The sequence below is a fragment of the Streptosporangium sp. NPDC053982 genome, from assembly GCF_055585205.1.
In genome coordinates, this window is record NZ_JBVJKQ010000002.1 from 524,243 (window position 1) to 547,832 (window position 23,590).

At 71.4% G+C, this 23,590-nt stretch carries 21 protein-coding genes; 3 read left to right on the plus strand and 18 right to left on the minus strand.

Translation table 11 applies throughout. The annotated features are described in order from the left end of the window. Nucleotides 1-33: 33 nt before the first annotated feature. Nucleotides 34-843, minus strand: coding sequence for a class I SAM-dependent methyltransferase (locus tag ACZ6W9_RS05175; RefSeq protein WP_389969662.1), 810 nt, complete (start codon nucleotides 841-843; stop codon nucleotides 34-36). A 322-nt stretch (nucleotides 844-1,165) separates the two neighbouring features. On the opposite strand from ACZ6W9_RS05175, the gene ACZ6W9_RS05180 reads away from it, so the two are divergent. Genes ACZ6W9_RS05180 through ACZ6W9_RS05190 form a run of 3 tightly spaced genes read left to right on the plus strand, consistent with a single transcriptional unit; the run spans nucleotide 1,166 to nucleotide 6,400 of the window. After that, on the plus strand, nucleotides 1,166-2,359 hold the full coding sequence (locus ACZ6W9_RS05180) for a DUF559 domain-containing protein (protein ID WP_470116755.1): 1,194 nt from the start codon (nucleotides 1,166-1,168) through the stop codon (nucleotides 2,357-2,359). A gap of 4 nt (nucleotides 2,360-2,363) precedes the next feature. Continuing rightward, complete coding sequence (locus ACZ6W9_RS05185) at nucleotides 2,364-3,053, plus strand: hypothetical protein (protein ID WP_470116756.1); 690 nt, start codon at nucleotides 2,364-2,366, stop codon at nucleotides 3,051-3,053. Further along, the gene (locus ACZ6W9_RS05190; protein WP_470116757.1) at nucleotides 3,050-6,400 is read left to right on the plus strand and encodes an ATP-binding protein; all 3,351 of its coding nucleotides are present in this window, start codon (nucleotides 3,050-3,052) and stop codon (nucleotides 6,398-6,400) included. Before ACZ6W9_RS05185 ends, ACZ6W9_RS05190 begins: the two co-directional genes overlap by 4 nt. A 186-nt stretch (nucleotides 6,401-6,586) precedes the next feature. On the opposite strand, the gene ACZ6W9_RS05195 is transcribed toward ACZ6W9_RS05190, so the two are convergent. The 17 genes from ACZ6W9_RS05195 to ACZ6W9_RS05275 all read right to left on the minus strand — a co-directional run bounded on the left by ACZ6W9_RS05195 (nucleotide 6,587) and on the right by ACZ6W9_RS05275 (nucleotide 23,574). Then, on the minus strand, nucleotides 6,587-8,515 hold the full coding sequence (locus tag ACZ6W9_RS05195; protein WP_389969655.1) for a CDGSH iron-sulfur domain-containing protein: 1,929 nt from the start codon (nucleotides 8,513-8,515) through the stop codon (nucleotides 6,587-6,589). Nucleotides 8,516-8,560: 45 nt separating this feature from the next. Further along, nucleotides 8,561-9,862 (minus strand): IS701 family transposase, encoded by a 1,302-nt coding sequence (locus ACZ6W9_RS05200; RefSeq protein ID WP_389969654.1) that lies wholly within the window; start codon nucleotides 9,860-9,862, stop codon nucleotides 8,561-8,563. Nucleotides 9,863-10,144: 282 nt separating this feature from the next. After that, complete coding sequence (locus ACZ6W9_RS05205) at nucleotides 10,145-10,870, minus strand: MinD/ParA family ATP-binding protein (RefSeq protein ID WP_470116758.1); 726 nt, start codon at nucleotides 10,868-10,870, stop codon at nucleotides 10,145-10,147. Between the two features lie 5 nt (nucleotides 10,871-10,875). Continuing rightward, complete coding sequence (locus ACZ6W9_RS05210) at nucleotides 10,876-12,111, minus strand: PP2C family protein-serine/threonine phosphatase (RefSeq protein WP_389969650.1); 1,236 nt, start codon at nucleotides 12,109-12,111, stop codon at nucleotides 10,876-10,878. Then, a complete protein-coding gene (locus ACZ6W9_RS05215) occupies nucleotides 12,099-12,539 on the minus strand; it encodes an ATP-binding protein (RefSeq protein ID WP_362933771.1) in 441 nt (146 codons plus the stop codon). The genes ACZ6W9_RS05210 and ACZ6W9_RS05215 overlap by 13 nt, the downstream gene beginning before the upstream one ends. A 27-nt stretch (nucleotides 12,540-12,566) precedes the next feature. Continuing rightward, nucleotides 12,567-12,884 (minus strand): STAS domain-containing protein, encoded by a 318-nt coding sequence (locus tag ACZ6W9_RS05220; protein WP_389969648.1) that lies wholly within the window; start codon nucleotides 12,882-12,884, stop codon nucleotides 12,567-12,569. Nucleotides 12,885-12,909: 25 nt separating this feature from the next. Continuing rightward, nucleotides 12,910-15,003, minus strand: a complete 2,094-nt coding sequence (locus ACZ6W9_RS05225) for a glycogen debranching protein (RefSeq protein WP_389969646.1) — start codon at nucleotides 15,001-15,003, stop codon at nucleotides 12,910-12,912. After that, nucleotides 15,000-15,356, minus strand: coding sequence for an STAS domain-containing protein (locus ACZ6W9_RS05230; RefSeq protein ID WP_179822198.1), 357 nt, complete (start codon nucleotides 15,354-15,356; stop codon nucleotides 15,000-15,002). Before ACZ6W9_RS05230 ends, ACZ6W9_RS05225 begins: the two co-directional genes overlap by 4 nt. 14 nt (nucleotides 15,357-15,370) lie before the next feature. After that, nucleotides 15,371-17,200 (minus strand): AGE family epimerase/isomerase, encoded by a 1,830-nt coding sequence (locus ACZ6W9_RS05235; RefSeq protein ID WP_389969643.1) that lies wholly within the window; start codon nucleotides 17,198-17,200, stop codon nucleotides 15,371-15,373. Next, complete coding sequence (locus ACZ6W9_RS05240; protein ID WP_389969641.1) at nucleotides 17,190-17,606, minus strand: VOC family protein; 417 nt, start codon at nucleotides 17,604-17,606, stop codon at nucleotides 17,190-17,192. Before ACZ6W9_RS05240 ends, ACZ6W9_RS05235 begins: the two co-directional genes overlap by 11 nt. 67 nt (nucleotides 17,607-17,673) lie before the next feature. Beyond that, on the minus strand, nucleotides 17,674-18,267 hold the full coding sequence (locus tag ACZ6W9_RS05245) for a DJ-1/PfpI family protein (protein ID WP_389969639.1): 594 nt from the start codon (nucleotides 18,265-18,267) through the stop codon (nucleotides 17,674-17,676). After that, nucleotides 18,260-19,858 (minus strand): GMC family oxidoreductase, encoded by a 1,599-nt coding sequence (locus ACZ6W9_RS05250; protein WP_470116759.1) that lies wholly within the window; start codon nucleotides 19,856-19,858, stop codon nucleotides 18,260-18,262. Before ACZ6W9_RS05250 ends, ACZ6W9_RS05245 begins: the two co-directional genes overlap by 8 nt. Then, on the minus strand, nucleotides 19,858-20,235 hold the full coding sequence (locus ACZ6W9_RS05255) for a nuclear transport factor 2 family protein (RefSeq protein WP_389969635.1): 378 nt from the start codon (nucleotides 20,233-20,235) through the stop codon (nucleotides 19,858-19,860). The genes ACZ6W9_RS05250 and ACZ6W9_RS05255 overlap by 1 nt, the downstream gene beginning before the upstream one ends. Further along, the gene (locus ACZ6W9_RS05260; protein ID WP_389969633.1) at nucleotides 20,232-20,675 is read right to left on the minus strand and encodes a nuclear transport factor 2 family protein; all 444 of its coding nucleotides are present in this window, start codon (nucleotides 20,673-20,675) and stop codon (nucleotides 20,232-20,234) included. The genes ACZ6W9_RS05255 and ACZ6W9_RS05260 overlap by 4 nt, the downstream gene beginning before the upstream one ends. A gap of 4 nt (nucleotides 20,676-20,679) precedes the next feature. Beyond that, a complete protein-coding gene (locus tag ACZ6W9_RS05265) occupies nucleotides 20,680-22,311 on the minus strand; it encodes a thiamine pyrophosphate-binding protein (protein WP_470116760.1) in 1,632 nt (543 codons plus the stop codon). A 3-nt stretch (nucleotides 22,312-22,314) separates the two neighbouring features. After that, the gene (locus ACZ6W9_RS05270; protein WP_362933798.1) at nucleotides 22,315-23,139 is read right to left on the minus strand and encodes a type 1 glutamine amidotransferase domain-containing protein; all 825 of its coding nucleotides are present in this window, start codon (nucleotides 23,137-23,139) and stop codon (nucleotides 22,315-22,317) included. 96 nt (nucleotides 23,140-23,235) lie between these two features. Beyond that, nucleotides 23,236-23,574, minus strand: coding sequence for a nuclear transport factor 2 family protein (locus tag ACZ6W9_RS05275; protein WP_362933801.1), 339 nt, complete (start codon nucleotides 23,572-23,574; stop codon nucleotides 23,236-23,238). Nucleotides 23,575-23,590 lie beyond the last annotated feature (16 nt).

Consider the following 23,590-nt stretch of genomic DNA (forward strand, 5'->3'; position numbering starts at 1 on the left):
TCACCTGGGAATCCGCACCCGAGGAGCCGCCCTTCAGAAGTCCAGCCGGTAGTAGACCGACATCCGCCGCATCACGGGCAGGAGCCGGGCCGACGCCACGAGCGCCCGGTATCCCCGGCTCAGCCCGGTGTATCCGGGGTCGTCGAAGACACTCATGGACATCGTGCACCGCAGGCCCGGAGCGATCGTCTCCAGCTCCGCGCAGCCGTCGATGCCCCAGTGGAGGGTGGCCCCGGCCTTCCGGACGATCCGGTTGGCCCGCTGCATCCGGACGCCGAGCCTGCTGAAGCCGTCGAAGACGAACCGTCCGGAGGGGAAGCGGTCCACGACGCGCCGGAAGAGCGCCCGGCCCTCGTCCTCCTCCAGATACATGGTCAGGCCTTCGGCGACGACGAGGACCGGACGGTCGGCGGGCACCTCCGCGAGCCAGGCGGGGTCCGTCACGGACGCGGCCACCAGCTCGTAGCCGTCGCGCGTGGGATAGAGGTCCCGCTTGAGATCGATCACGGCGGGCCGGTCCACGTCGTACCACCGCACGCCCGGACCGGGATCGACGCGGTGCACCCGGCTGTCCAGGCCGCAACCGAGGTGCAGCACGGTCGCCTCGGGGTGGCCGGCGAGGAAGTCGCGGGTCCAGGAGTCGAGGAACCTGCCCCGGAGCGCGATGGTGACGTGGTCACCGCGGCGGACCCCTGTGTCGGCGGGGTCGAACTCGATCTCCCGCAGGGCCGCCACGGCCAGCGTGTCGCCCAGCATCGGACGCGGCGACCGGGCGTCCAGGGCCCTGCAGTACAGCGTGGCCAGCATGGTGGCCTCCGCACCGGAAAGGCGTGCCTTCGGCATGGGTTCACCGTACGCCCGCCTTCTCACGGACGCACGGTTTCCCGTACGCCGTCCGTGACGGTCACCCCGGCTCGCCGGTACGGACGACACGGCGCGGTGCGGTTCCGCGGGCGGGGGCGCCGGTCATGGGGCGTGAGAGCCGGCCACCGGACCGCAGAAGCGGAACCTGCGGAATTTCCGTGACAATTCACTGAAAACGCATGCGTAACCGTGTTCGCTCCCTTAACCTCGGCAAGGTCGAAGCGTCCATATGTCAAAGGAAAACGGCGTGGCGCAGTCGTGGACCGAAGTGCCGATGCGACATGTCGTCCGGGTGCGCCGGATGGATTCCGCGCCCGTGGAGGTGGCGGCGGACGCGCTCCCCGAAGGACTTCCCGCCGTTCTCACCTGTTCCGCCGACCAGGCACGGATCACCTGCGCCGCCGACGGGGAACGGATCACCCGTTTCCCCGAGACCGCCCGTTTCCCCGAGCGGGAACGGACCGGTCGTTTTCCCGGTGGGGAACGGGCCGGTCGTTTCGTCGACGAGGCGCGAACCGCGAGTGAGATCGTCGGCGCCGTCCTCGACGAGCTTGAGCGGGCCGTCGTCGCCCTCTTCCCGGCCTGGCCGCCCGGCGCCGAGGGCGTGGGCGGCGCGGGAGGCGCCGCGGTGCTCGCCGTACGGGAGCTCGCCGGGCGGATGGCGTCCGGCAGGCGCGCTCTCGTCCCCTTCCTGGCCGATCTCGCCGCGCGTTCTCTGATCGATGGAACGTTCCGAAATCCTCACCGGACGCCCGCCGAGGTGCGCGCCGCCGGTCTGGCCCTGGCGTACGCCGCGAGCTTCGGGCGTCCGCGCACGGCGGTCCTCGTCCGGGTCCCCGAACGGCTCTCCCTCGCCGGGGAGGAGAGGTTGGTGGAAGCCGGGGAATGGCTCATCCGTCATGGTGACCTGGGGTTCTGGATCACCGGGGCGAGCCCCGGGTCCCCGGGCAGGGTCCCGGCGGTGACCGTGGACCGGGGACCGTACCCGTCATGGGACACATCACCCGCGCCGTCCGTACGATCCGCGCCTGTCGTACGGCCCACACCACCCGCGCGGTCCGTGTCGGCTCCGGGCCTCTCCCCGTTCCACGGTCCGGGGGAGGCGCCCGTACGGCCCGCGCGACCGGCCGGATCCTCCGCCGAGGGGCGGCCGCACCCGGGCAGCACGGTGGAGTCCGCGCTGGAACGGGCGCTCGGCTCCTGCGCCTGGGCCGCGGGGCGGGCCTGGAACCAGACGTACCAGCCGGGGCCGCTGCTCAACCCCATCCGGGTGGACCTGCTGTGGCGGGCGGAGCGCTGCGTCGTCGAGCTCGACGGCCCGGAGCACCGCGGTCCGGAGAACCGCGCCCGGGACCGGGCGCGGGACGCGCGGCTCCGCGGCGACGGCTACGCGGTCCTGCGTTTCGACAACGACCGCGTCATGAACGACCTGCCCTCCGTACTGCGTGAGCTGAAGAAATTCCTCCAAGCCCGCCGTGGCCCGTCAGAAGGATGAGGACATGACCGAAAAAGAATTCCAGCTTCCGGAAATGGCGGTGCTGGTGGTGCTGATGGCGGAGACGGAGGGGATTTCCAACCCCGAACTCCAGGAGCGCTACGGCCTCAAACTCGACGGGAAATCACGTAAGAAGCTGAACGACCTCAAGCTCGTCGAGAGCCGCAAGCAGGGCCGCGCCTTCGTCCACACCCTGACCGACCACGGCTGGGCCCGGATGGGGGAGATGATCGAGGCGGGCATCCCGCTGCCCAGCGGCTCGGCCGGGGCGATGTGCCGCGCCCTGCTGACGGGGCTGAGCCGGTTCCTGACGCGGACCGGGCAGGCGCCGGCCGACTTCTTCCACCCCGGCAGCGACCTCTACCCGGGCGGCGACGAGGACGGCCCCTTGGAGGAGGCACCGGACGGCGCCGGACCTCCCGCCGGGGAGGCGGACGTCACCGAACGCATCCGCGCCGCCTACGCCGAACTCGCCCCCCGGCCCGGCGCGAGGGTCGGCCTGGCGCGGCTGCGGCCGCTGCTCGGCGGGTTCACGCGGGACGAGGTGGACCGCGCTCTCAAGGGGATGATCCACCTGCCGGAGGTCAGCATCGTGCCGGAGAACAACCAGAAGACGCTCACCCCCGAGGACAGGGCCGCGGCCGTGGTCATCGGCGACCAGGACAAGCACCTCATCTCGATCGGGGCGCGATGAGCGGCCGGGAGCTGGAGGCCCTCCAGGCGCTCAGGTTCAACTGGGCCGAGGGGCCGGAGGACGTCTGGAGCCCCTCGTCCTTCCACGTCGAGGCCCTGAACCCGGTGGTGGAGCGCCGCATCCTCGGCGGGCTCGCCGACGTGGTCCGCGGCGGCGCCACCAGCCCGATCGGCCTGGTCCTCCGGGGGCAGCGCGGCACCGGCAAGACCCACCTGCTCGGCTGGGTCCGTGAGCGGATCCAGCGGGAGGGCGGTTACTTCTTCCTGGTCGGCCTGCTGGACGCGCGGACCTTCTGGGAGAGCACGCTGCTGTCCATGCTGGACGGCCTCTCACGGGACGGTGACGAGGGGGAGAGCCAGCTCAAGGTCCTGCTGCGGCGGCTGACCGAACTGGCCGACGTGCCGCGCGGGGTCCGGCGGGAGGTGATCGGGAACCGCGGGGTGACACCCGGAAGCCTCGACGCCTTCGCCGACGCGCTGCGCCGGTTCAACCCGCACGTCGGCAAGGACGCCAAGGACACCCTGCGCGCCCTCGTCCTGCGCGCGGGCGCCGACCACCGCGCGCAGGACGTCGGCGAGGGGTTCCTTCAGGCACTGCCCGAGGAGGAGCCGGGCGGGCGGGCGGCCTGGGGCATCCGGCGGCTCCCGAAGACGCCGCAGGAGATCGTCAGGGACCTCTCCCGTCTCCTCGCGCTGACCGGGCCGTCCGTCATCGCCGTCGACCAGATCGACGTCCTCGTCGCGCAGTCCGCGATCTCCGGTGACAGCACGGCGGTGCACGACTGGCGCGACCTGATCGTGGCGGACCAGGTGGCGGGCGGCCTGATGGCGCTGCGCGAGGTCACCCGCAGGACCCTGACCGTCGTCTCCTGCCTGCCGCACACCTGGGACCTCATCGAGAAGTACGCCACCGACACCGCCCGCGACCGCTTCCGGCCGATGCCGGACCTCAAGCCGCTGCCCGACGCGGGCACCGCCCGCGCCCTGGTCGAGAAGCGGTTCGCCGCCCGGTTCGCCCAGCTCGATTTCACCCCGCCCCACCCGACGTGGCCCGTACGGCCGGCCGCCTTCGACGACGCCGGCGAGTACACCCCCCGGCAGCTGCTGATCAGGATCGACGAGCACGTCACCGGGTGCGTGGTCGACCAGGAGGTGCGCGAGCTGGACCGGCTCGACCGGACCGGGACTCCGCATCGGGAGCCCGTACGGCGGAGCCACGACTTCACCGGCATCGAGGCCAGGTTCGCCGAGCTGCGCCAGAAGGCTCATGTCCTCGACGCGCTGGACGCCGACGTCGAGGACGCGGTGATGCCCGCGCTGCTCGCGGCGGGGTTGTCGGCGTGGATCGACGGGCTCGGTGACGCCGGGCGACGGTTCAGCGTCGATCCGCCGCCCAGCAAGAGGCCGCCGCTGCACGCCCGCCTCCGGCTCACCCTGGACGAGGAGACCGAGGACGAGGCGCACTGGGCGTTCCGCGCCATCGCCGCCCCCCACCCGGTGGCCGCGCTGAGCCGCCTGCGCGCCGCCGCCGTGATGGCCGGGCTGACCGCGGAGGTCCCCCGCAGGCGGCTGTTCGTGCTGCGCGGGATCCCCTGGTCGAAGGGGCCCCGTACGGTCGCCGCGCTCGCCGAGTTCGAGCGGGCGGGCGGCATGGTGCTGGACGTGGACGAGGAGGATCTCAGGATCCTGGCCGCGCTGCGGGAGCTGTACGCGGAGAACCCGCCGGACCTGCGGGCCTGGCTCGCCGCCCGGCGACCGGCCCGGGAGGTGGGGCTGCTGGCCGAGGCCCTGGACGACGCCGGGACGGCGCCCGCGCACACCGGTCCACCGGCCCCGGCTCCCGTGACCACCGGCCCCATGACCACCGGCCCCATGACCACCGGCCCCATGTCCCCGGCCCTCGTGACCGCCGGTCCCGGAGTCCCGGAATCCGTGATCGTCGAGACTCCGGCCATCGGAGATCCGACCGCTCGCGTGCCAGTCGCCGCGGCCGCCGGGCCCGCGACCGGCTTCACGGCCACCGTCCCCGTGACGGCCACCGCCCCCGCGACGGTCACCGCGGCCGACGGACCCGTAGGCGGGAGCATGGTCCCAGGGGCCGGGGCCGGGGCCGGGGCCGGCGTGCCGTACATCCCGCTCGGGGTCGCCGTCCTCGGGGGACGGCCCGTCGGGATCGAACTGGAGGCGCTCAGGAAGCACGCGGTGGTCTTCGCCGGTTCCGGCTCGGGCAAGACCGTCCTCATCCGCCGCCTGGTCGAGGAGTGCGCGCTCCAGGGCGTCTCTGCGATCGTGCTCGACCCGAACAACGACCTGGCGCGGCTCGGGGACGGCTGGCCGGAGCCGCCGGAGCGGTGGGGCCCCGGGGACGCGGAGAAGGCGGCGGAGTACCTCGCCGCCACCGACGTCGTCGTCTGGACGCCGGGCCGGGTCGCCGGACGGCCGCTCAGCTTCCAGCCCCTCCCCGACCTCGCGGCCGTCGCCGGGGACGCCGACGAGTTCACCGCCGCGGTGGACGCGGCCGTCTCCTCCCTCGTGCCGCGTGCCAAGCTCGACTCCAAGGCGAAAGGGGCCCTGATCGGGCAGGCCGTCCTCCGGGAGGCCGTCGCGCACTACGGGCGCGCGGGCGGTCAGGGCCTGCCGGGTCTCGTCGAGTTGCTGGCAGACCTGCCCGACGGGGTGAGCGGGCTCGGCGACGCCGGGCGCATCGCCGCCGGCCTGGCCCAGACGCTGAGGGCCGCGATGGTCAACGACCCGCTGTTCGCCGGCGCCGGGACCCCGGCCGATCCCGGCGTCCTGCTCACCCCGCCGCCCGGCAGACGGGCGCGTGTGTCGGTGATCAGCTTCGTCGGCCTGCAGTCGGACGAACAGCGGCAGGGGTTCGTCAACCAGCTGCAGCTGGCGCTGTTCGCCTGGATCAGGAGGCACCCGGCCGGGGACCGCCCGCTGGGCGGGCTGTTCGTGATGGACGAGGCCCAGACCTTCGCGCCGTCGGGCGCGATGACCCCCTGCACGCGGAGCACGCTGGTGCTGGCCGCCCAGGCGCGCAAGTACGGGCTCGGGCTGGTGTTCGCCACCCAGGCGCCCAAGGGGCTGCACAACCAGGTCCCGGGGAACGCGGCGACCCAGTTCTTCGGCCTGCTCAACGCCCCCGCCCAGATCGAGGCGGCCAAGGAGATGGCGCGGACCAAGGGCGGGCAGGTCACCGACGTCTCCCGCCTGACGGCGGGCCAGTTCTACCTGGCCCCCGAGGGGAGGGCGTTCAGCAAGACGCGGGTCCCGATGTGCCTGACCCACCACCCCAGGGCCCCGCTCACGGCGGAGGAGGTCATCGCCAGGGCGAGCGGCTGAGAGCCGGCCCCCTCGTCGAGGCGCGCCCGTGCCTTTCGCTCGGGGTGCCGGGCCGGCTCCGGGACGAGGCGCGTCCCCGCGGACCCTCTCCCGGGCCGCGGGGACGCGCCCGCCGGAGCGGCGCCCCCGGGTTCCACTCCGTGGATCTCCGCCGTGCGGGGCGTCCAGGGGGCCGGAGAACGGAACCTACTCGGCCATGCCGGTCTCGACCCACCGCTCGAAGGCGGTGACCCACTCGGCCGGCCACGCCCCGTCGCACGGCATGGTCCCGCCGCGCAGCCGCTTCAGGATCTCCTCCGCGTGCGTCCGCACGTCCTCACAGGACCACAGGTCGAACGCGAACCGCATGGCGTTGCGGTCCTGCGGCCGGAACAGGGACTTGATGTGGGAACCGTAGGAGACCGCCTCGCCGTCGGCGGGCAGCGCCACCGGCTCCTTCTCCTCCTGTACGGCGAGGGCCGAGACGCGGGCTCCCGGCGTGGCGTCGCACACCCACCACCAGCGGGGCACCGGCATGTGCGCGGGCGGTTGCGCCTGCTGCTGGGAGTTCTCCAGCGCGATCCGCGACCCCCACTCCAGGTAGGCGACGAAGGCGGCGCGGAACTCGGCGTCCTGCGGCACCCCCGCCTGGTCCGCGGCCCGGCACATGAGCGCCACCCAGCGCGCCCGCTGGTCCTCGGTGAGGCACCTCCCCACGTGCTGGGAGATCATCCGCTCGTACCCGCCGTACCCCTCGCTGTAGGCGCGCGGGCCGCCGAAGACCTCGCCGAGCCATTTGGCGACCCTGACCGGGTGGTCGGGTGACATGCTCGCGAACAGCGGGCCGATCAGCGGGTCCTCGGGGACGAGTTTCCCGTAGAACAGCCGGGTCATCCGGGTGAGCGCGGGCAGCCCCCCTGCCCACTCGAACAGCGTGACCTCGGCGTCGGGGTCCGGCACCGGGTCCTTGAACGAGGTGTTCCAGTGCATGCCGCTGCAGAACGGCTTGTTGAGCGAGTGCCCGCACCGGCAGAGGCTGTAGTGCTCCAGCGAGGCGCCCTGGTTGCGCGGTACGGCGGCGCCGCCCTCACCGGTCAGGCGGACGCCCCCGGTGACGCGGTACGGCCCGTCCTTGGACACCTCGACGGCCGGTTCCCTGACCGGGTCGGCCACCTCGCGTGCCTCCTGGCCGTCGATCGAGAGGCCCAGCGCGCCCGACGGGCAGGCGCGCACCGCCGCGATGATCTCGTCCACCCGCCCGCCGCTGGGCGCGACGAAGGGCTCCTGGCCGAGCCGGAACACCGAGGAGATCCGGTCGGTGCAGAAGCCCGAGTGGGCGCAGATCCCCCGGTTGTCCAGCACGGTCACGCCGACGCCGGGGTAGGAGTCCTGGCGGTCGGGCACCCGCTTGGGGTCCTTGGCGCCGGAGAAGCCGATCCGGGAGTGGCTCCCGTCGCACAGGGGCTTGGTCTCCGACGTGCCGCACCGGCACAGGGCGACCTGGGGGCACGTGGCGATCCTCTCTCCCAGCCAGGAGTAGAGGGTGACGTTGGCCGCGAGGTAGGGGCCGTCCTCGGCCACCTCGATCCCGCTCTCGACCCCGGCCATCAGGCGGCGCAGCTCCGCCAGGCGCTCGGCTGCGGCGTCGGCTCCGGTGCCGCTTCCCGCGCCGCCCCCGCCTCCGCCCCCGCCCCCGCCTCCGTTCCCGCCTCCGTCCCCGCCCCCGCTTCCGGCGGCGGTCAGGAGGGAGAGCGCCTGGAGCGCGGCGGTCGCCTCCTGTAGCCCGGCGTCCGCCTCCCCCGCGGCCCGTGCCCGCTCCTCGGTCGCCGCCAGGGTGAGGATCCACAGCCGTTCCGAGGGCGTGCCGCCGGCGCCCTCGCCCGCGCCGCCGCCATCGCCCCCCGCCCCGCCGCCGTCCACACCGCCGCCGCCCGCGCGCACACCGTCGCCCGAGCCACCGTCGCCCGAGCCGCCCGGCCCGCCGTCCCCGCCCACGGTCCTCCGTAAGGGGGTGATCACGCTGTCGCGCAGTCGCCGTGCGACGTCCTCGCCGAGATCCGGTCCCTTCCCGCTCCGGATGTCGTGTTCGAGGCGGGACGCCTCCCGCAGCAGCGCGCTCAGCCTGTCGTGCGTCATCAAGTGACCTCGATCCTCAAGTCAGGTCTCTTGTCAGGAGATGAGTCAGGTCTCCTGCCAAGGAGATTTCACGTTCCTTGTCGTGGCGGCGCCTCCGGCCCGGGGGGTCTCGCCCAGCAGCGTGTGCAGCCGGTTCAGGACGATGAAGGCGTGCGCGGCCGACACGAGGGTGACGTGCCGGTGCCAGCCGCCGAACGACCTGCCCTCGAAGTCGTACAGGCCGACGAGCCTGCTGATGCGCTCCTGGTCCCGGTAGACCTGGCGGCCCAGGTTGGCGCAGGCCAGGAGGGACGGCACCGACATGCGGGTGAGGTTGGACACCCAGAAGCTGGGCCTGCCCTGGACCGAGTCGCGCCACTCCGCGATGAGGACGAACGCCCGCCGTCCCGGCGGCAGGTCGGTGCTGACCGGCGCGAAAGGGGAGACGGAGGGGTCCGGCTCCGTCTCGGCGCCGGGCACGTCGACGTGCATCGCGGCGGCCAGCACCCCCTGGTTCGCGTTCTGCTCGGTGTCCTGCCACTGAACCACCCTGCGTTGTTCCTTGAGGTACCTGGCCAGGGACTCGGCCGACTGCCCGGTCTCCTCGTGCCGCCGGCCGTCGCCCCATCCCGTGCGGGTGAACCGGGTCGCGCGGTTCACCCGGACGATGAACGGGATGCGCAGCCGGTGGAGCTCGGCGATCGCCTCCGCGGCGTCGGCCTCGCGGGCGTCCAGGACGACGGGCCGCACCGGCAGCCCCCAGTCGTTGATGATCGTGACAAGCGCGTCAAGACCTATCCCCCAAGGTGAGCCGCTCTTGACATCCGACGGAATGGCGGCGGAACGGCGCCGGAAGGCGTCGTCGGCCCAACTCGGCGGCAGGACGAGATGCCAGTCCATCGGGCAGCTCATCCCGGGCTGCGCCAGCCATATGCCGAGCGCGCGCTGACAGTTGACAGATTTTCCTAAATGAGAGACAAACTGTGTGTCAACTCCGACGGTATTGCTGCCCGCCTTGGGAATGACAAGCGGTGAGATGACCCACGAGGAGACCTTGAGATTTCCGCAGATAATCCTCGCCAGCCGACGGCGGACTTCCATCCATTGCCAGGTGGAGTTGCTGACGAACTGCTGGAGGTTCTGCTGGGAGGCGGGCTGGCGACAGGTGGCGGCTATGCTGCGCATTGATTTCCGCCCGTCGGAGACGAGAAGTCCTCGGATATACATCCACCCCCACCTGCGCTGATCTCGCCGGCTCAGTGAGCCCAGAAGTTCTCTGCAGAACTCCTCCAAGATCTCCTCCCTTACCAGGGGGGCGATATGGGACGATGATCCAAGCCGGCTTTGCCCCTGTTTTGTTGACGGCACCCGTGACCCCTTCCGTGCCCTTTGGTGCGTCTTGCCGATGCCGGATCGGCCACAGATCAAAGTACATCTGCGGTCTGTCCGTGTCGAGAAGCGCGAAAAATTTTCTAAATCGATCACCGATTGTCACCGCGACCGGAGAAGGGTGGCGCTCCGTTGTTTTGGGCCCTCTTGCGGACGGAGAACCGGCCCGGCCTTATTCTCCGGGAAATGCAGAACAGAACCGGTTCGCCGTCCATGACACGGACGGTGACAACCGGATGAACAAATGATGTGAATCTTTTTTCAGGGAAGCCGCTGCCCGGTCAGCGCCCGCGTGAGCGCCCGGATCCGGGAGGACAGCCCGTGCTCGGGGTGGGCGGTGACGAACGCCTCCCCGTCGCCGGCGAGCGCGAACTCCGCGAGCTCCGGGGAGTACGGCAGGACCGCCATGGGCACGTCCCCGTGGACCGACCGGGCCTCGTTCAGGATGCCGGGCTCGGCCAACGACACGGGCACCATGTTGACCACCAGGAACGAGGGCGACAGCCGCAGGGGCGGCCTGCCGCGGATCCGGTCCACGTGCAGGCTGACGTCGGCGATGCCGGCGCAGACCACCGCCTCCGTGGTCAGCCCGGCGGGGGTGTCCAGCAGGAGCAGGTCGAGGTCGAGCGCGTCGACCAGCCGCCGGCACCCCTCCACGAGCAGGCCGGGGTCATAGCCTCCGACCAGCGCGCCGGCCGCGTCCTGGGGACCGCGGATCGCGGCCACGGCGAACAGCGCGCCCTCGCCCCCGGCCGCCCCCGTCGGCAGGTGGTGGGCCGCGCGCGCGATGTCGCAGTCGCCGCACAGGTAGTCCGCCAGCGACCACGTCGCCGGCACGCCGAGCGCGTCGGCCAGGCCGGGCGACTGCATGGCGGTGTCCACGATGGACACCCGCAGGCCGCTCCGCGCCGCCGCGGCCCCGATGTTCACCGCCAGCGTGGTCTTCCCCGTCCCCCCGTACGAGGAGGAGACGCTCACGATCCGCATCCCCGTCACCGGCGCCTCCGCAGCGCCAGCATGGTGATGTCGTCCGACTGCGGCGCCCGGCCGGTGTGCGCCTGGACCTCCGCGAGGGTCCCGCCGACCATGTCGGCCGCCCCGGCGCCGGGCATGCCGCTCAGCAGCCGCACCAGGCGGGGCAGGCCGAACAGCTCCCCTTCTCCGTTCCTCGCCTCGGTGACGCCGTCGGTGTAGAGGAAGAGCGTGTCGGACGGCCCGAGGGTGACGCCGGCGATGGTGAAGGCGGCGTCGGGCCAGAGCCCGACGGCCGGCCCCGTCGTCCGGAGCAGCCGGTGCCCCCCGGAGCCGCGCAGCAGGATCGGCGGGTTGTGCCCGGCGTTGATGTAGAGGAGCCGGCCGGAGCCCGGGTCGGTCACGCAGAAGAACAGCGTGACGAAATACGCCTGCTGGAGGTGGTTGGCGGTGAGGTAGCCGTTGGCGGCGTGCACGGTGGACAGCAACGGCAGGGCGCCGATGCTGGGCGAGCTGAGGAAGACCTGCTGGCTGGGCAGCAGGAACGGCGCCAGGGCCCCGCCCGCCCACGGGTTCTGCGCCGAGAACCGCAGCAGGGTGCGCACCAGCGCCATGAACAGGGCGGCCCCGATGCCCTTGTCGCAGACGTCGGCGACCAGGAACGCCGTCCGCCGCCCGTTGGCCATGGAGAACCCGTCGTAGAAGTCGCCGGAGACCTCCCGGGCGGGCTCGAACCCCGCCGCCACCTCCCAGCCGTCGGGGCAGGGCAGCTCCGGCGGCAGGAACCCCTGCTGGATCTGCCTGCCGATCTTCAGGTCGCGGTCCTGCTGGAGGAAGCTGAAGGCGGGGAAGGGACCGAGCTCGGCGGCGGTGCGGACCAGCAGCCTGCGCTGGTGCTCGCGTTCGAGCCGGTTGCGGACCAGCGCCGGGGTGAACGGCGGGACGAGGAAGCCCAGCTCGTGGCCCAGGTGCGCGTCCAGCGGGACGTGGTCGGGCCCGCAGAACAGCAGCACCCCCGGAGGTGTGCGCAGGTGCTGCCACTTCTGGCCGACCAGCGCCACCTCCTGCGCGGTCAGCGAGGCGTGCAGCAGCAGGAGGTCCGGTTCGAGGGCGTCGTGCGCCCCCGCGAGGACCTCGGGACCCGAGGAGAGCACCGGGCGGTTGCCGCACCCGGCCAGCGCGCCGGTCAGCTCGTGCGTCGCGCCGTCGGCGCCCTCCTCGGGTCCTCCCACGATCAGGAGCGTCAGCTCATCCATGGCGCCCGGCGGTCGTCGTGGGCGACCAGGTCGCGACCGGAGCGGCGGACGACGACGATCGTCCGGTTCAGCTCTCCGACGCGCTCGTAGATGAGCCGGTCGGCGCTCATCCTGGCGAGGCTCAAACCGAACCCTCCCACGGGCAGGTCGTCGGGGTCGACGACGGGGATCGGACGGTGTCCGGACGTCGGGTCGAACTCCGTCCCGAAGTCGACGATGAGGAACAGCACCCAGCCGTCGCTGACCGAGGAGTGCAGTTCGATCTCACCCGCCGAGGCGGGCGGGTAGCCGTGCGTGATGACGTTGGTGATCAGTTCGTCGACGGCGAGCCGCAACCGGTAGGCGTCCTTGTCGCCCAGGCCGGCGACGGACACGGCGCCGCCGACGAACTCCGCGACCGCCGCCAGCGAGGCGACGGTCGCGGGCACCCGTAGTGTCTCCATGCGGGCGGCGGGTCAGGCGGAGAACGACTCTCGGATCGTGATGGCGTGCTGTAATCCCGTCATCCGGATGGTCTCGGCGACGTTCTCGTTGGCGCCCTCGACGATCACCTCCATGTCGTCGCCCATCTTCTGCCGGGCGAAGACGAGCCCCCGCACCCCCGCGGAGGATATGTAGGAGAGGCCGTGCATCGCCAGGCACAGCTTCTTGGGCGAGCGGGTCGCCACCTGCTGGAGGATCTCGTGGAAGCTCGGCGCGGACAGCGCGTCGAGGTCGCCGCTCATCTGGATGGTGACGGTGTCGCCACTGGTGATCAGATCTGCCTGGAACATCTCGTATCCCCTGTCATCCGGTTCGTCACACGGTCTGCGCGCAGAGCACGACCGTCGAGCGGGGTCCGACGCGCAGGACGTGCTGGTCGTCCAGGGCCGGCTCCTCTCCCAGCGGGAAACTGCAGTCGACCGCCCCGGTGTCGGCGGCCAGGCGCCACAGCGCGCCGTCCGGCAGCAGGGGCAGCTCGACGTCGTGCTGCTCCCAGTGCGCGTTCGCCACGACGTACACGCAGTCGACGGCGTCGCCCAGCGGGGCGCAGCGCATGACGGCCATCAGCCGGCTGCCTTCCGACCAGTCGGGCGCGTAGGCGGTCACCCCGTGCCAGCTGATCTCCGGCAGGCCCGGCCGTACCTCGCGGCCCGTCGGGTGCTCGGCCGTGCGGACGGCCGGGTGGGCCGCGCGGAACCTGGCGAGGTCGCCGGTGAACCTCACCAGCTCGTCGGTGAGCGGGTTGGGCGTCCAGTCGACCCAGCTCAGGTCGCTGTCGTGGCAGTAGGCGTTGTTGTTGCCCCACTGCGTGCGGCCCCGCTCGTCCCCGGCCAGGATCATGGGGATGCCCTGGCTGGTGAGCAGCAGCGCGAGGAAGTTCTTGACCTGGCGGCGCCGCAGGTCGTTGATCTCCTTGTCGTCGGTCTCGCCCTCGGCGCCGCAGTTCCAGCTGTTGTTGTCGTTCGCGCCGTCCCGGTTGTCCTCTCCGTTGGCCTCGTTGTGCTTCTCGTTGTAGGAGACCAGGTCGTAGAGGGTGAAGCCGTCGTGCGCGGTGACGAAGTTGATCGACGCGGCCGTCGCCCGCCCGGCGTAGAGGTCGGGGGAACCGACGTAGCGGGTGGCCATCTCCCCCGCCACGCCGGTGTCGCCCTTGACGAACCGGCGGATGGTGTCGCGGTAGCGGCCGTTCCACTCCGACCAGCGGTGGTAGTTGGGGAAGGACCCGACCTCGTACAGGCCCGCCGCGTCCCACGCCTCGGCGATGAGTACGCAGCCGCGCAGCACCGGGTCGAAGGCCAGCTCCTGAAGGATCGGCGGGTTGGGCAGCGGGGTGCCGTCCACGTCCCTGGACAGGATGGCCGCGAGGTCGAAGCGGAAGCCGTCGATGCGGTACTCGACGGCCCAGTAGCGCAGGCAGTCGAGGACGAACTTGCGGACCACCGGGTGGTTGCAGTTCATCGTGTTGCCGGTGCCGCTGAAGTTGTAGTAGTACCCCTCGGGGGTCATCATGTACCAGACGTCGTTGTCCAGTCCCTTGAACGAGATCGTCGGTCCGTCGTGGTTGCCCTCGGCGGTGTGGTTGAAGACCACGTCGAGGATCACCTCGATGCCGTTGCTGTGACACTCGCGGACCAGCGCCTTCAGCTCGTCGCCGGCCATGCCGTACTTGCCGCTGGCGGCGTAGCCGGACTTCGGGGCGTAGAAGGAGACGGTGGAGTAGCCCCAGAAGTTGTACAGCCGCTCGCCGGTCTCCGCGTTGATCCGGCTGTTCTCGAACTCGTCGAACTCGAAGATCGGCATGAGCTCGATGGCGTTGACGCCGAGCGACTTCAGGTAGGGGAGCTTCTCTCGCAGCCCCGCGTACGTCCCCGGCGCGCTCACCCCGGAGCTGGGGTGCCGGGTGAACCCGCGGACGTGCGCCTCGTAGATGATGAGCTCCTCGCGGGGGATGCGCGGCGCGACGTCCTCACCCCAGTCGAAGTCGTGGAACATCAGCCGCGACCTGTGCTGGTAGGGCTCGGACCAGTCGGGCTCCCGGCCCCAGACCTCCCGGCCCACCACGAGCTTGGCGTAGGGGTCGGACAGGACCCGCTCCGGCTCGCCGGCCGGCCCCTTGCAGCGGAAGCCGTACTCCAGGTCGTCCAGGCCGTCCAGGTCGTAGACGATGAGCGCCCAGATGTGCCCGGTGCGGAAGGAGTCGGGGATCGGCAGCTCGGCGTACGGCTCGCGCTCACCGTGGTGGTAGAGCACCAGGCTGACCGCGGTGGCGTTCTCGGAGCAGACGGCGAAGTTCACCCCGCCGTGCAGGAAGGTCGCTCCGGGCAGCAGGGGGTTGCCGTGCCGTACGGGGAACCCGGAGATGCGGTGGGTGGGGTAGGAGTCGATCCGGTCCAGCATCGGACTGGTCATGGTGTCTCCGTCAGCAGTTCGGCCGCCTTGCCGAGGTCCTCGGCGACGGTGAAGAAGTTGAGGAAGCCGACGGCGCTCATGAGCATCCGGAGTTCCTCCGACAGTCCCACCACGGCCATCTGGCCGCTGGCGCACTGCGCCTGCCGGTAGGACAGCAGCATGACTCTCAGGCCGGCGCTGGACATGTAGCGCAGGTTCGACAGGTCGAGCGCCAGCAGCCGGTGCTCGGCCAGCGCCCTGCCGACATGTTCCTGGACCACGGGGGCCGTCCTGCTGTCCAGGTCGCCGGTGAGTGCGACCACCGCAAGCTCGCCCTCTTTCGAGACCGTGACGTCGAGTGTTCGCGTGGGCATCTCGTCTCTCGTCCTTACTTCTCGGACACGGGGGTCAGGGTGACGCGGATCGGAAGCCGATCCTGCGTGTCGGGGAGGTCCACCTGGAGCTCCTCGGCGTCGAACCGGTGGTACGGGTTCCCGTCGACCTCCACGGACTCGATCCGGATCGAACCCTGCGGCAGCAGGTCGGGGGCGACGCGCAGCGTGCGGTCGGGGAAGGCGCCCGGCACGGGCTTGAACCACAGGTTGAGCGGTTCCTTCTCGACGAGGAGGTTCGTGTAGACGGTGGCCAGGTAGCACAGCTCGGAGGAGTGGTACATGCTCATCGAGTGGCTGCCCTTGAACCGCTCGGTCCCGAGGAGGTACGGCATGCCGTCGGCGAGCACGTTGAAGTAGACGGCTCCCTCGTCGTGGTCGAGGAAGAAGGTGTTGTAGAAGGCGGAGGCGCGCCGGGCCTCCTGGAGGAAGTCCCGGTCGCCGGTGACGCCGGACAGGATGAGGTAGGCGAGGATCGCCTGCTCCTGCTGCCACCAGGCCTTGCGGTCGTGCCAGGCGAACCGGTGCCACCGGTCGCCGGCGGCCTTGGTCCGTTCCACGACGTCGTACCAGCCGCCGCGCTGCTGGTCGCTGCCGACCTCGGGCATGCGCCGGGCGATCCGCTCGGCCAGCTCCCGGTAGTCCTTCTTGCTCCGCAGGGAGTTCATCCGCATGAGGTTCCATGCGATCTTGAGGTTGTGGCCGACGACCGCGCGGTCCTGCTGCCAGGTGTGGCCGCGGTCGGGGCTCCAGTCCTCGTTGAAACGTTCCTGGACGAACGGGCTGTAGTCGTCCTCGGGGAAGTGCTCGGCGATCGTGTCGAACGTGCGCTCCAGGAAGTCGGCGTACTCCTCGCGGCCCGTCGCGAGGTAGAGGTTGATCAGGTAGGCGGGCGCGTGGTCGCCGACCGAGTTCCAGTTCTTCCTGGCGTCGTTGGGCGCGATGGAGGGGTGCCGCGGGTCCATGAAGATCGGGTCGATGTGGCTGAAGTAGCCGCCGCCCTTGGTGTCGCGGAAGTGGTTCTCGAACAGCCTGATCGTGCCCTCGGCGTCGCGCAGGATCGCCGGGTCCCCGTTGACCCGGTAGGTCTGCGTCGGCCCGGCCAGCGCGTAGATCTGCTCGTACATCGGGATCGCGTCGTAGTCGTCGGAGAACTCCGAGGTGAAGAGCTTCTTCTCCGGCCGGTCCTCCTGCACCTCGATGCCGTGGTACCAGTAGGTGACGTCGTGCATGGGGTCGGCGAACCGCATGTGCTCGCGCAGGTAGTCCACGCCGCGCTCGGCGGTGTCGAGATAGTCGTCCTTGCCGGTGAGCATGTACGCCGAGGCCATGCCGTACACCAGGCGGGAGATGGTGTCGGTCTCCTGCACGTGGCTCGACGTCTTGCGCCCGTCGAGCCGCAGGACGGTGCGGTAGTCGCGGTAGTCGACGGGGCCGGAGCCGAACTGCGCCTTGCGGTAGAAGGCGGCGATCCGGTCGAGCTGGTGGATCCACCAGTCCGGCTCCTCGAAGCGGTACTCGCCGGGCCGGCGGCCCACGAAGACCAGCCGCTTGGCGTCGAACTCCCAGCCGCGGTCCTGCGGGGCGTGCACGCCGTAGGCGAAGAGGTCCTGACCCGGCCTGATCATGTCGTCGCGGTGGTCGGAGGCGTCGAGGTAGGGGTATTCGAGGTTGCGCAGCACCTCCGCGGAGGTGGTGTCGTCCACGGTGACGTCGAACTCGCGGCCGTCGGCCGTGACGAGCCCGAACGTCCCCTTGTCGTCCATGGGGGTGGTGACCCTGCCCGCGATCAGGTCGCTGAACCGGAAGCTCACGTCACTCGGCATCTGCTCCGCCTTCGGAAGTCTGGTCCTTGAAACCTTGCGTTATCTCCACGACCGTGCCGTCGGGGTCCTTCACCCACACCGTGCGCCAGCCAGGGATGAAGTCGTCGAAGCACAGCGGGCCCAGCGACACCTGGGCCTGCGGGCCCATCCCGGCCAGGGCCTCGTCGATGTCGTCGGTCTGCAGGGCGATGTGCCGCAGCGTGCCGGCCGCGGTCGGCCCGTCGCCGCCGGGCGCGCCGTCCCCGGCCTGGAACAGCTCCAGGTAGACGTCGCCCTTGCGGAGGAAGAGGATCTTGGAGTCGCCCACGGGGAAGTCGGCCGCGCGGGCGAAGCCGAACCACCGGCAGTAGAACTCGGCGGTCACGTCCACGTCGTTGCAGTTCAGCGCGGTGTGAGACCACCTCATGCGGTCCTCCGCGGGTCCGTGCGCGACCACCTCATGCGGCGCTCCGTGAGGTCCGTGCGCGACCACCTCATACGGCTCGCTCCCCGCTCCTGCGCGCCGCCAGCTCGCCGAGCAGGGCGCGCGCGAACAGGTGGCAGTGGGCGCCGCTGCGGCCGGTGACGAGGTCCCCGTCGACCACGACGTCCTCGTCGCGGTATTCGGCGCCCATGTTCAGCACGTCGCCGACCAGGTTGTTGTGGCAGGTGACGGGGCGTCCGCGGACCGTCTCCGGCGCCTTGGCCAGCAGCCACATGCCGTGGCAGATGACGCCCTTGAGCACCTCGGGCAGGGCGAACGCCCGCCGCATCAGCTCGGTCGCCGGGGACGGGTCGAGCGGCTTCTCGCTGAAGCGGAGCCGGTCGGCGACCATGCCCGACGGCACGACGATCGCGTCGTAGGAGCGCAGCGCGTCGTCGTCCAGTCCCTCCAGCGACCCGTTCACCGTCAGCGGCGCCCGGTACTCGTGGCCGGTGAAGGTGATCTCCTGCTGTCCCCACAGCCGGGTCAGCAGGTCGAGGCGGATGCCCTCCTCGGCGAAGCGGCGCTGGTAGTAGAAGATCTCGGGCTCGTAGTAGTCGCTCTCCATCAGGACCGCGACGCGCGCCCCGCGCAGGTCAGCCACGGGAACCTCCCAGAATGAAGTCGGCGCACCGCTCGGCGATCATCTGGATCGCGGCGTGGGTGTTGCCCGAGGTCACCGCCGGCATCACGCTCGCGTCGGCGACGCGCAGCCCCTCGACGCCGCGCACCCGCAGCCTGGGGTCCACGACGGCGTCGTCGTCGCTCCCCATGCGGCACGAGCCGACCTGGTGGTGGTAGGTGTCGGCGCGCTCGCGGACGAACGCGGTGAGCGCCTCCCGGTCGGCCGTCGCCGGGCCGGGCAGGAGCTCGTCGCCGAGGACCTCGCCGAAGGCGCGGGTCGCGAAGATCTCCCTGGCCAGCTCGACGCCCTGGACCAGCCGGTCGACGTCGGAGCGGTCGCCCAGGTAGTTGGGGTTGACCAGGGGCGGCGCGAACGGGTCGGCGGAGGCCAGCCGGACCCAGCCGCGCGAGGCGGGCCGTACGACGCCCGGCAGGATGCTGACCGCGTTGGGGTGGCTCTGCCCGACGATGATGTCGAAGGGCACGTGGACGAACGCGATCTGCAGGTCGGGGGCGGGCAGGCCGCTCTGCGAGAAGGTGAACAGCGCGGCCTCGGACAGGTTGTTCGCCCCCGGCGGGACCGCCTCCCTCGTCTCCCGGATGACGCCGGTGAGCACGTGGTTGTGGAAGTTCGCCCCGACGCCGGGCAGCGGGAGGCGCACCTCGACGCCGGCCTCGCGCAGGTGGCCGGGGTCGCCGATGCCGGAGAGCATCAGGAGCTTGGGGGACTCGATCGCCCCGGCGCACACGATGACCTCGCGGCGGGCGCGGACCCTTCGCGGGCCGGTGCCGCCGGACTCGTCGAGCGCGCGCCCGGTGAGCCTGCGGCCCTCGCCGCTCTCCGGGGCCGGCGCCTCCTGGACGTACTCCACGCCCGTGCACCGCTCGCCCTCGAAGAGCAGGCCGGTGGCCCGTGCGCGGGCCCGCAGGGTCAGCCGCCCGTCGTTGAGGATCGGCTCGACGAAGCAGTGCATCGCGCCCCGGCGGCGGCCCCCCTCGGCGTTGATGTGGTGCCAGCCCGCGCCCGCCATGGCGGGCCCGTTGAAGTCGGGGATGATCGGGTGGCCCAGCTCGGCGCAGGCGTCGAGGAAGGTCCGGGAGTAGGGGTTGGGGTCGTGCAGGCCGGCGTTGGTGACGGTCTGCGGGCCGCCGCTGCCGGTGCCCTCCCAGGTCTTGTCCTCCTGGTCCTCCAGGCGCTGGAAGTACGGCAGGACGTCGGCGTACGACCAGCCCGCGGCGCCCTGGTAGGCCCAGTTGTCGAAGTCCGACTGGTGGCCGCGGATGTGCATCATGATGTAGAAGTTGCTGCTGCCGCCGACGACCTTGCCGCGCGGCTCGTGGGTGCTGCGCCCGCCCAGTCCCGGCTGGGGCACGCTGCGGTAGTCCCAGTCGATGTCCGAGCCGAGCAGCGTGAACCACAGCGGCGCGGCGTCCACCCCGGAGGGGATCCAGCTCCCGCCAGCCTCCAGCAGCAGCACCGAGCCCGCGCCCGACTCCACCAGGCGGCGGGTCAGCACCGAGCCGGCCGCCCCCGCGCCGACGACGACGTAGTCGAACTCCTCCTCCGCCATCAGCCCTCCATCCCGAGGGGCCCGCGGAAGGGCAGCGTGTCGTGGAAGTTGGCCATGTAGGAGATCCGGCCGTCCTCCAGCCGGAAGTAGTTCATGACCTCGGCCTCGATGGGCTCGCCGCCGGCGGTGACCGCGCTCAGGTGGGACACCACGCCCGCCTGGTCGCCGTCGACGACGACGTGGCGGGGGACGTTCCTGAACGAGCGGTACATCGCGGGGAAGCCGGCGACGGCCTCGCGCAGGGTGTCCTGGCCCTCCAGGCGGCCGGCGAGCTGCTCGTCGACCACGGCCTTCTCGGTGAACAGGTCGCACCAGCTCGACCAGTCGCCGGCGTTGGCGTACTCGTAGTAAAGGTCGATCGTCTCTCGTGTGCTCACAGCTCGGCACTCCCCGGCATCGGCTCCAGACGGTCCACGACGTACTTCCTGATCCGCGGGTGATCGGGCCCGTCGGCGGTGACCTCCCAGGTCTGGTAGGCGTCGAAGCCGATCCAGAGGCTGGTGGGCGCCGGCGGGTTCCAGACGCGGGCCTGCCAGTTCACGACGACCTGGAGGGTGGCCGCGCCGTCCCGCCACGCGCCGACCTTCACCGAGGTGACCCGGTGCTGCTCGTCGAAGAAGCGGTTGGTGACGGTCTCGTACCACTTGCGGAAGTCGTCGTGCCCGCGGGCGGTGGCCTCGGGGAAGACCATGACGAGGTCCTCGTCGCCGGCGAGGTAGTACCAGAGCCGCTCGATGTCGTCGTGCCGGTCGAGGGCGCGGTACCAGTTGGCCACCCATTCCTCGACCACCCAGTCGGGCGGGGTCATCTGCTTCACGTGCTCAGTCCTTTCCGTTCGGCGGAGGGGGGACGTCCACCGCGACGTCCACCAGGAACGGCTCGTCGTCGGCGAGCATGCGCTTGACGGCGGGGCCCACGTCCTCGGGCTCGGCCACCCGTACGGCCTGCACGCCCATGCCGCGGGCGAGGTCGGTGAACCCCAGGGGCAGGCCGCTCAGGTCGAAGGAGGAGGGGAAGGGGTGCGGCGCGACGCCGCGCTCCCTCCAGTACACGGAGATGTTCTCGTTGAGCAGTTCGTACCTGCCGTTGTTGCAGATCACGAACTTCGCGCCGATCCGCTGGTGCGCCGCGGTCCACAGCGCCTGGATCGTGTACATGCTGCCGCCGTCGCCGGTGAAGCCGATCACCGTCTCGTCCGGCATCGCGAGCTTGACGCCGATGGCGCCGGGGATGCCGACCCCGAGCGATCCGCCCCGGGTGAGGAAGTAGTGGCCGGGGCGGCGCGGCGGGAAGTGCCGCACCAGCGCGGGGCTCGACGTGAGCGCCTCGTCGAAGACGACCGCGTCGGGCTGCTGCGCGGCCAGCTCGGCGAGGAACAGCTCGTAGACGCTGTCGCCCCTGGCCGGGGCGGCCTGGACGCGGGGGCGGGCGGGCGCCGGGGGCGCGCCCCGCCGTACCAGGTCGGCGGCGAGGGCGGTGAGGGTGGCCCGCGGGTCGGCGACCAGGCCGAGGTCCACGGGGTGGTTCTTTCCGATCTCGTAGGCGTTCAGGTCGACGTGCACCACCCGCGCGCCCGCCGCGAACGGGGAGCGCATCGAGGGGAAGACCTCGGGGAAGACGTAGGTGCCGACGATGAGGACCGCGTCGGCCTCCCGGACGGCCGCCTCGCTCGCCTCGCCGAACATGTGCCCGAGCTGCCCCCGGTACAGGGGGTGGGCGGCGTCGATGTTGACGACGGAGCTGTCGGCCAGCCAGACCTCGGCGCCGAGCAGCTCCGCGACCCGGGTCAGCTCGTACTGGGCGCCGGCCTCGGCCACCCCGTCGCCGGCCACGATGATCGGCCGTTCGGCCCCGGCCAGCAGGCCGGCGGCGCGCGCGACCAGCTCGGGCACGGGGACCGTACGGGTGTCGGGGATGACCGTGGGCAGGGCGGGCTCGTCGTTGGGCGCGTCCAGCACGTCGAGGGGCAGGGACACGAAGACGGGCCCGCACGGGGGAGTGGCCGCGATCTTGATGGCCCGGCGCAGGACCCGCAGCACCGACCCCGGCTCGACGACGCGGGTGGCGAACTTGGTCACCGGCCGCGCCATGCCGACCAGGTCCGCGGCCATCTGGGCGTCGAAGGCGTCGTAACGCACGCCCGCCTCGCCGGCGATCACGACGAGCGGGGCGTGGCCGCGCATCGCCTGGTACATCATGCCGATGCCGTTGCCGAGTCCGACGCCGGAGTGCAGCTGCACCAGGGTGGGCCTGCGGGTGGCGCGGGCGTAGCCGTCCGCGAGGCCGACGACGGGGGCCTCGGCCAGGCCGAGGACGTAGCGGAAGTCTCCGGCGGAGCTCAGCGCGTCCAGGAGACCCTGCTCGACCGTGCCGGGATTACCGAAGACCGTGGTCATCCCGTCGGCGCGGAGCTGCTCCAGGAGCGCTGAGGTGCCGGTTCGCGTGGCGGCCACGGGCTACCAGCCGTAGCGCCGCAGGCCGTGCTCCAGGACCGCCACCATCTTCTCGCCGGTGGTGATGGAGTCCGGGGTGGAGCGGCCGGTGACGAACGGGTAGTCCACGATCACCGAGACGGGGTGGCCGACGTTGCCGTGGTAGCGGCCCTCGGGGCCGGTCGCGTCGCGCAGGATGTACTCCAGCGGGTACGGCGGCGGCCCCATGTTGAAGTCGACGCCGATGAAGCCGGTGCCGTCCTTGTAGTCGTACTCCTTGCAGTGCCCGGTGACGTGCTTGCCCCAGATGATGCTCTTGCGGTCGTCCCAGTCGCGGGCGAAGGCGAGGCAGGCGACGCCGTAGCACTCGGCGCCGACGGGCTTGCCGGCCTCCAGGAAGGCCAGGATCAGGGCGTGCACCCGCTCGTTGTTGGCGAGGTCCACGATCGGGCCGCTGCCGCCGACGATGAGGATGGCGTCGTAGTCGGCGACGGTCGCCTGGAGCTCGGTGCGGGCGCGGTGGTAGGCCTCCAGTTCGCGCAGGTAGCCGGGCGAGCTGAGGTAGGGGCGCTCGGGCACCCAGGAGGAGATGTCGACGGGCTTGGCCAGCCGGTCGGACTCGTCCACCTCGCGGACGCGGCGGGCCATGTCCTCGGTGGTGACGGACCGGCCGAGCGGCGGGTCGAGGAAGCCGGGGTCCATGCTGGGCGGCAGCGCCCGGGGCCGCCCGCCGGTGGGCGTCGCCATCACGGTCTCGTACCCGTGGTCGTCGAAGACGCCGAGGGGCCCGACGAGTTCCTCGCCCCAGTAGCCGTACTCGGAAAGGATGATCAGGATCTTCTTGGTCACGGTGGACTCCGCGTGTCGGGGGACTTCCGGGCAGGGCTCACCAGGCGGGGCCGCTCACGCGGTCCCGCCCGGAGAGCGGGGTGGGGGTTCCTGCTGCTAGTCCTCGGAGACGAGGACCGCGGTCTGCCGCCAGATCAGGCCGTCCCTGAGCACCCAGGTGCCCACGTCCTTGTGGGACTGGTCGCCGATCCTGATCGTCGCGTAGTAGAGGATGATGTCCTCGCTGCCGTCGGCGGTCATGATGTCCTCGATCTGCGGGTTCATCTTCAGGTATTCGGCGAAGAAGTCCCTGATCTCCTCGCGGCCCCGGGCGACGGCGCCGGGCCGCATCACGACGGCGTCCTCGTGGTAATTGTTCATCATCGCGTCGAGGTCGTGCGCCTTCAGCTGTCCGATCTGCTTGTCGAGCAGCGCCGGAAGTTGCGTAGCAGACATTTCTCTCCCCTACCTG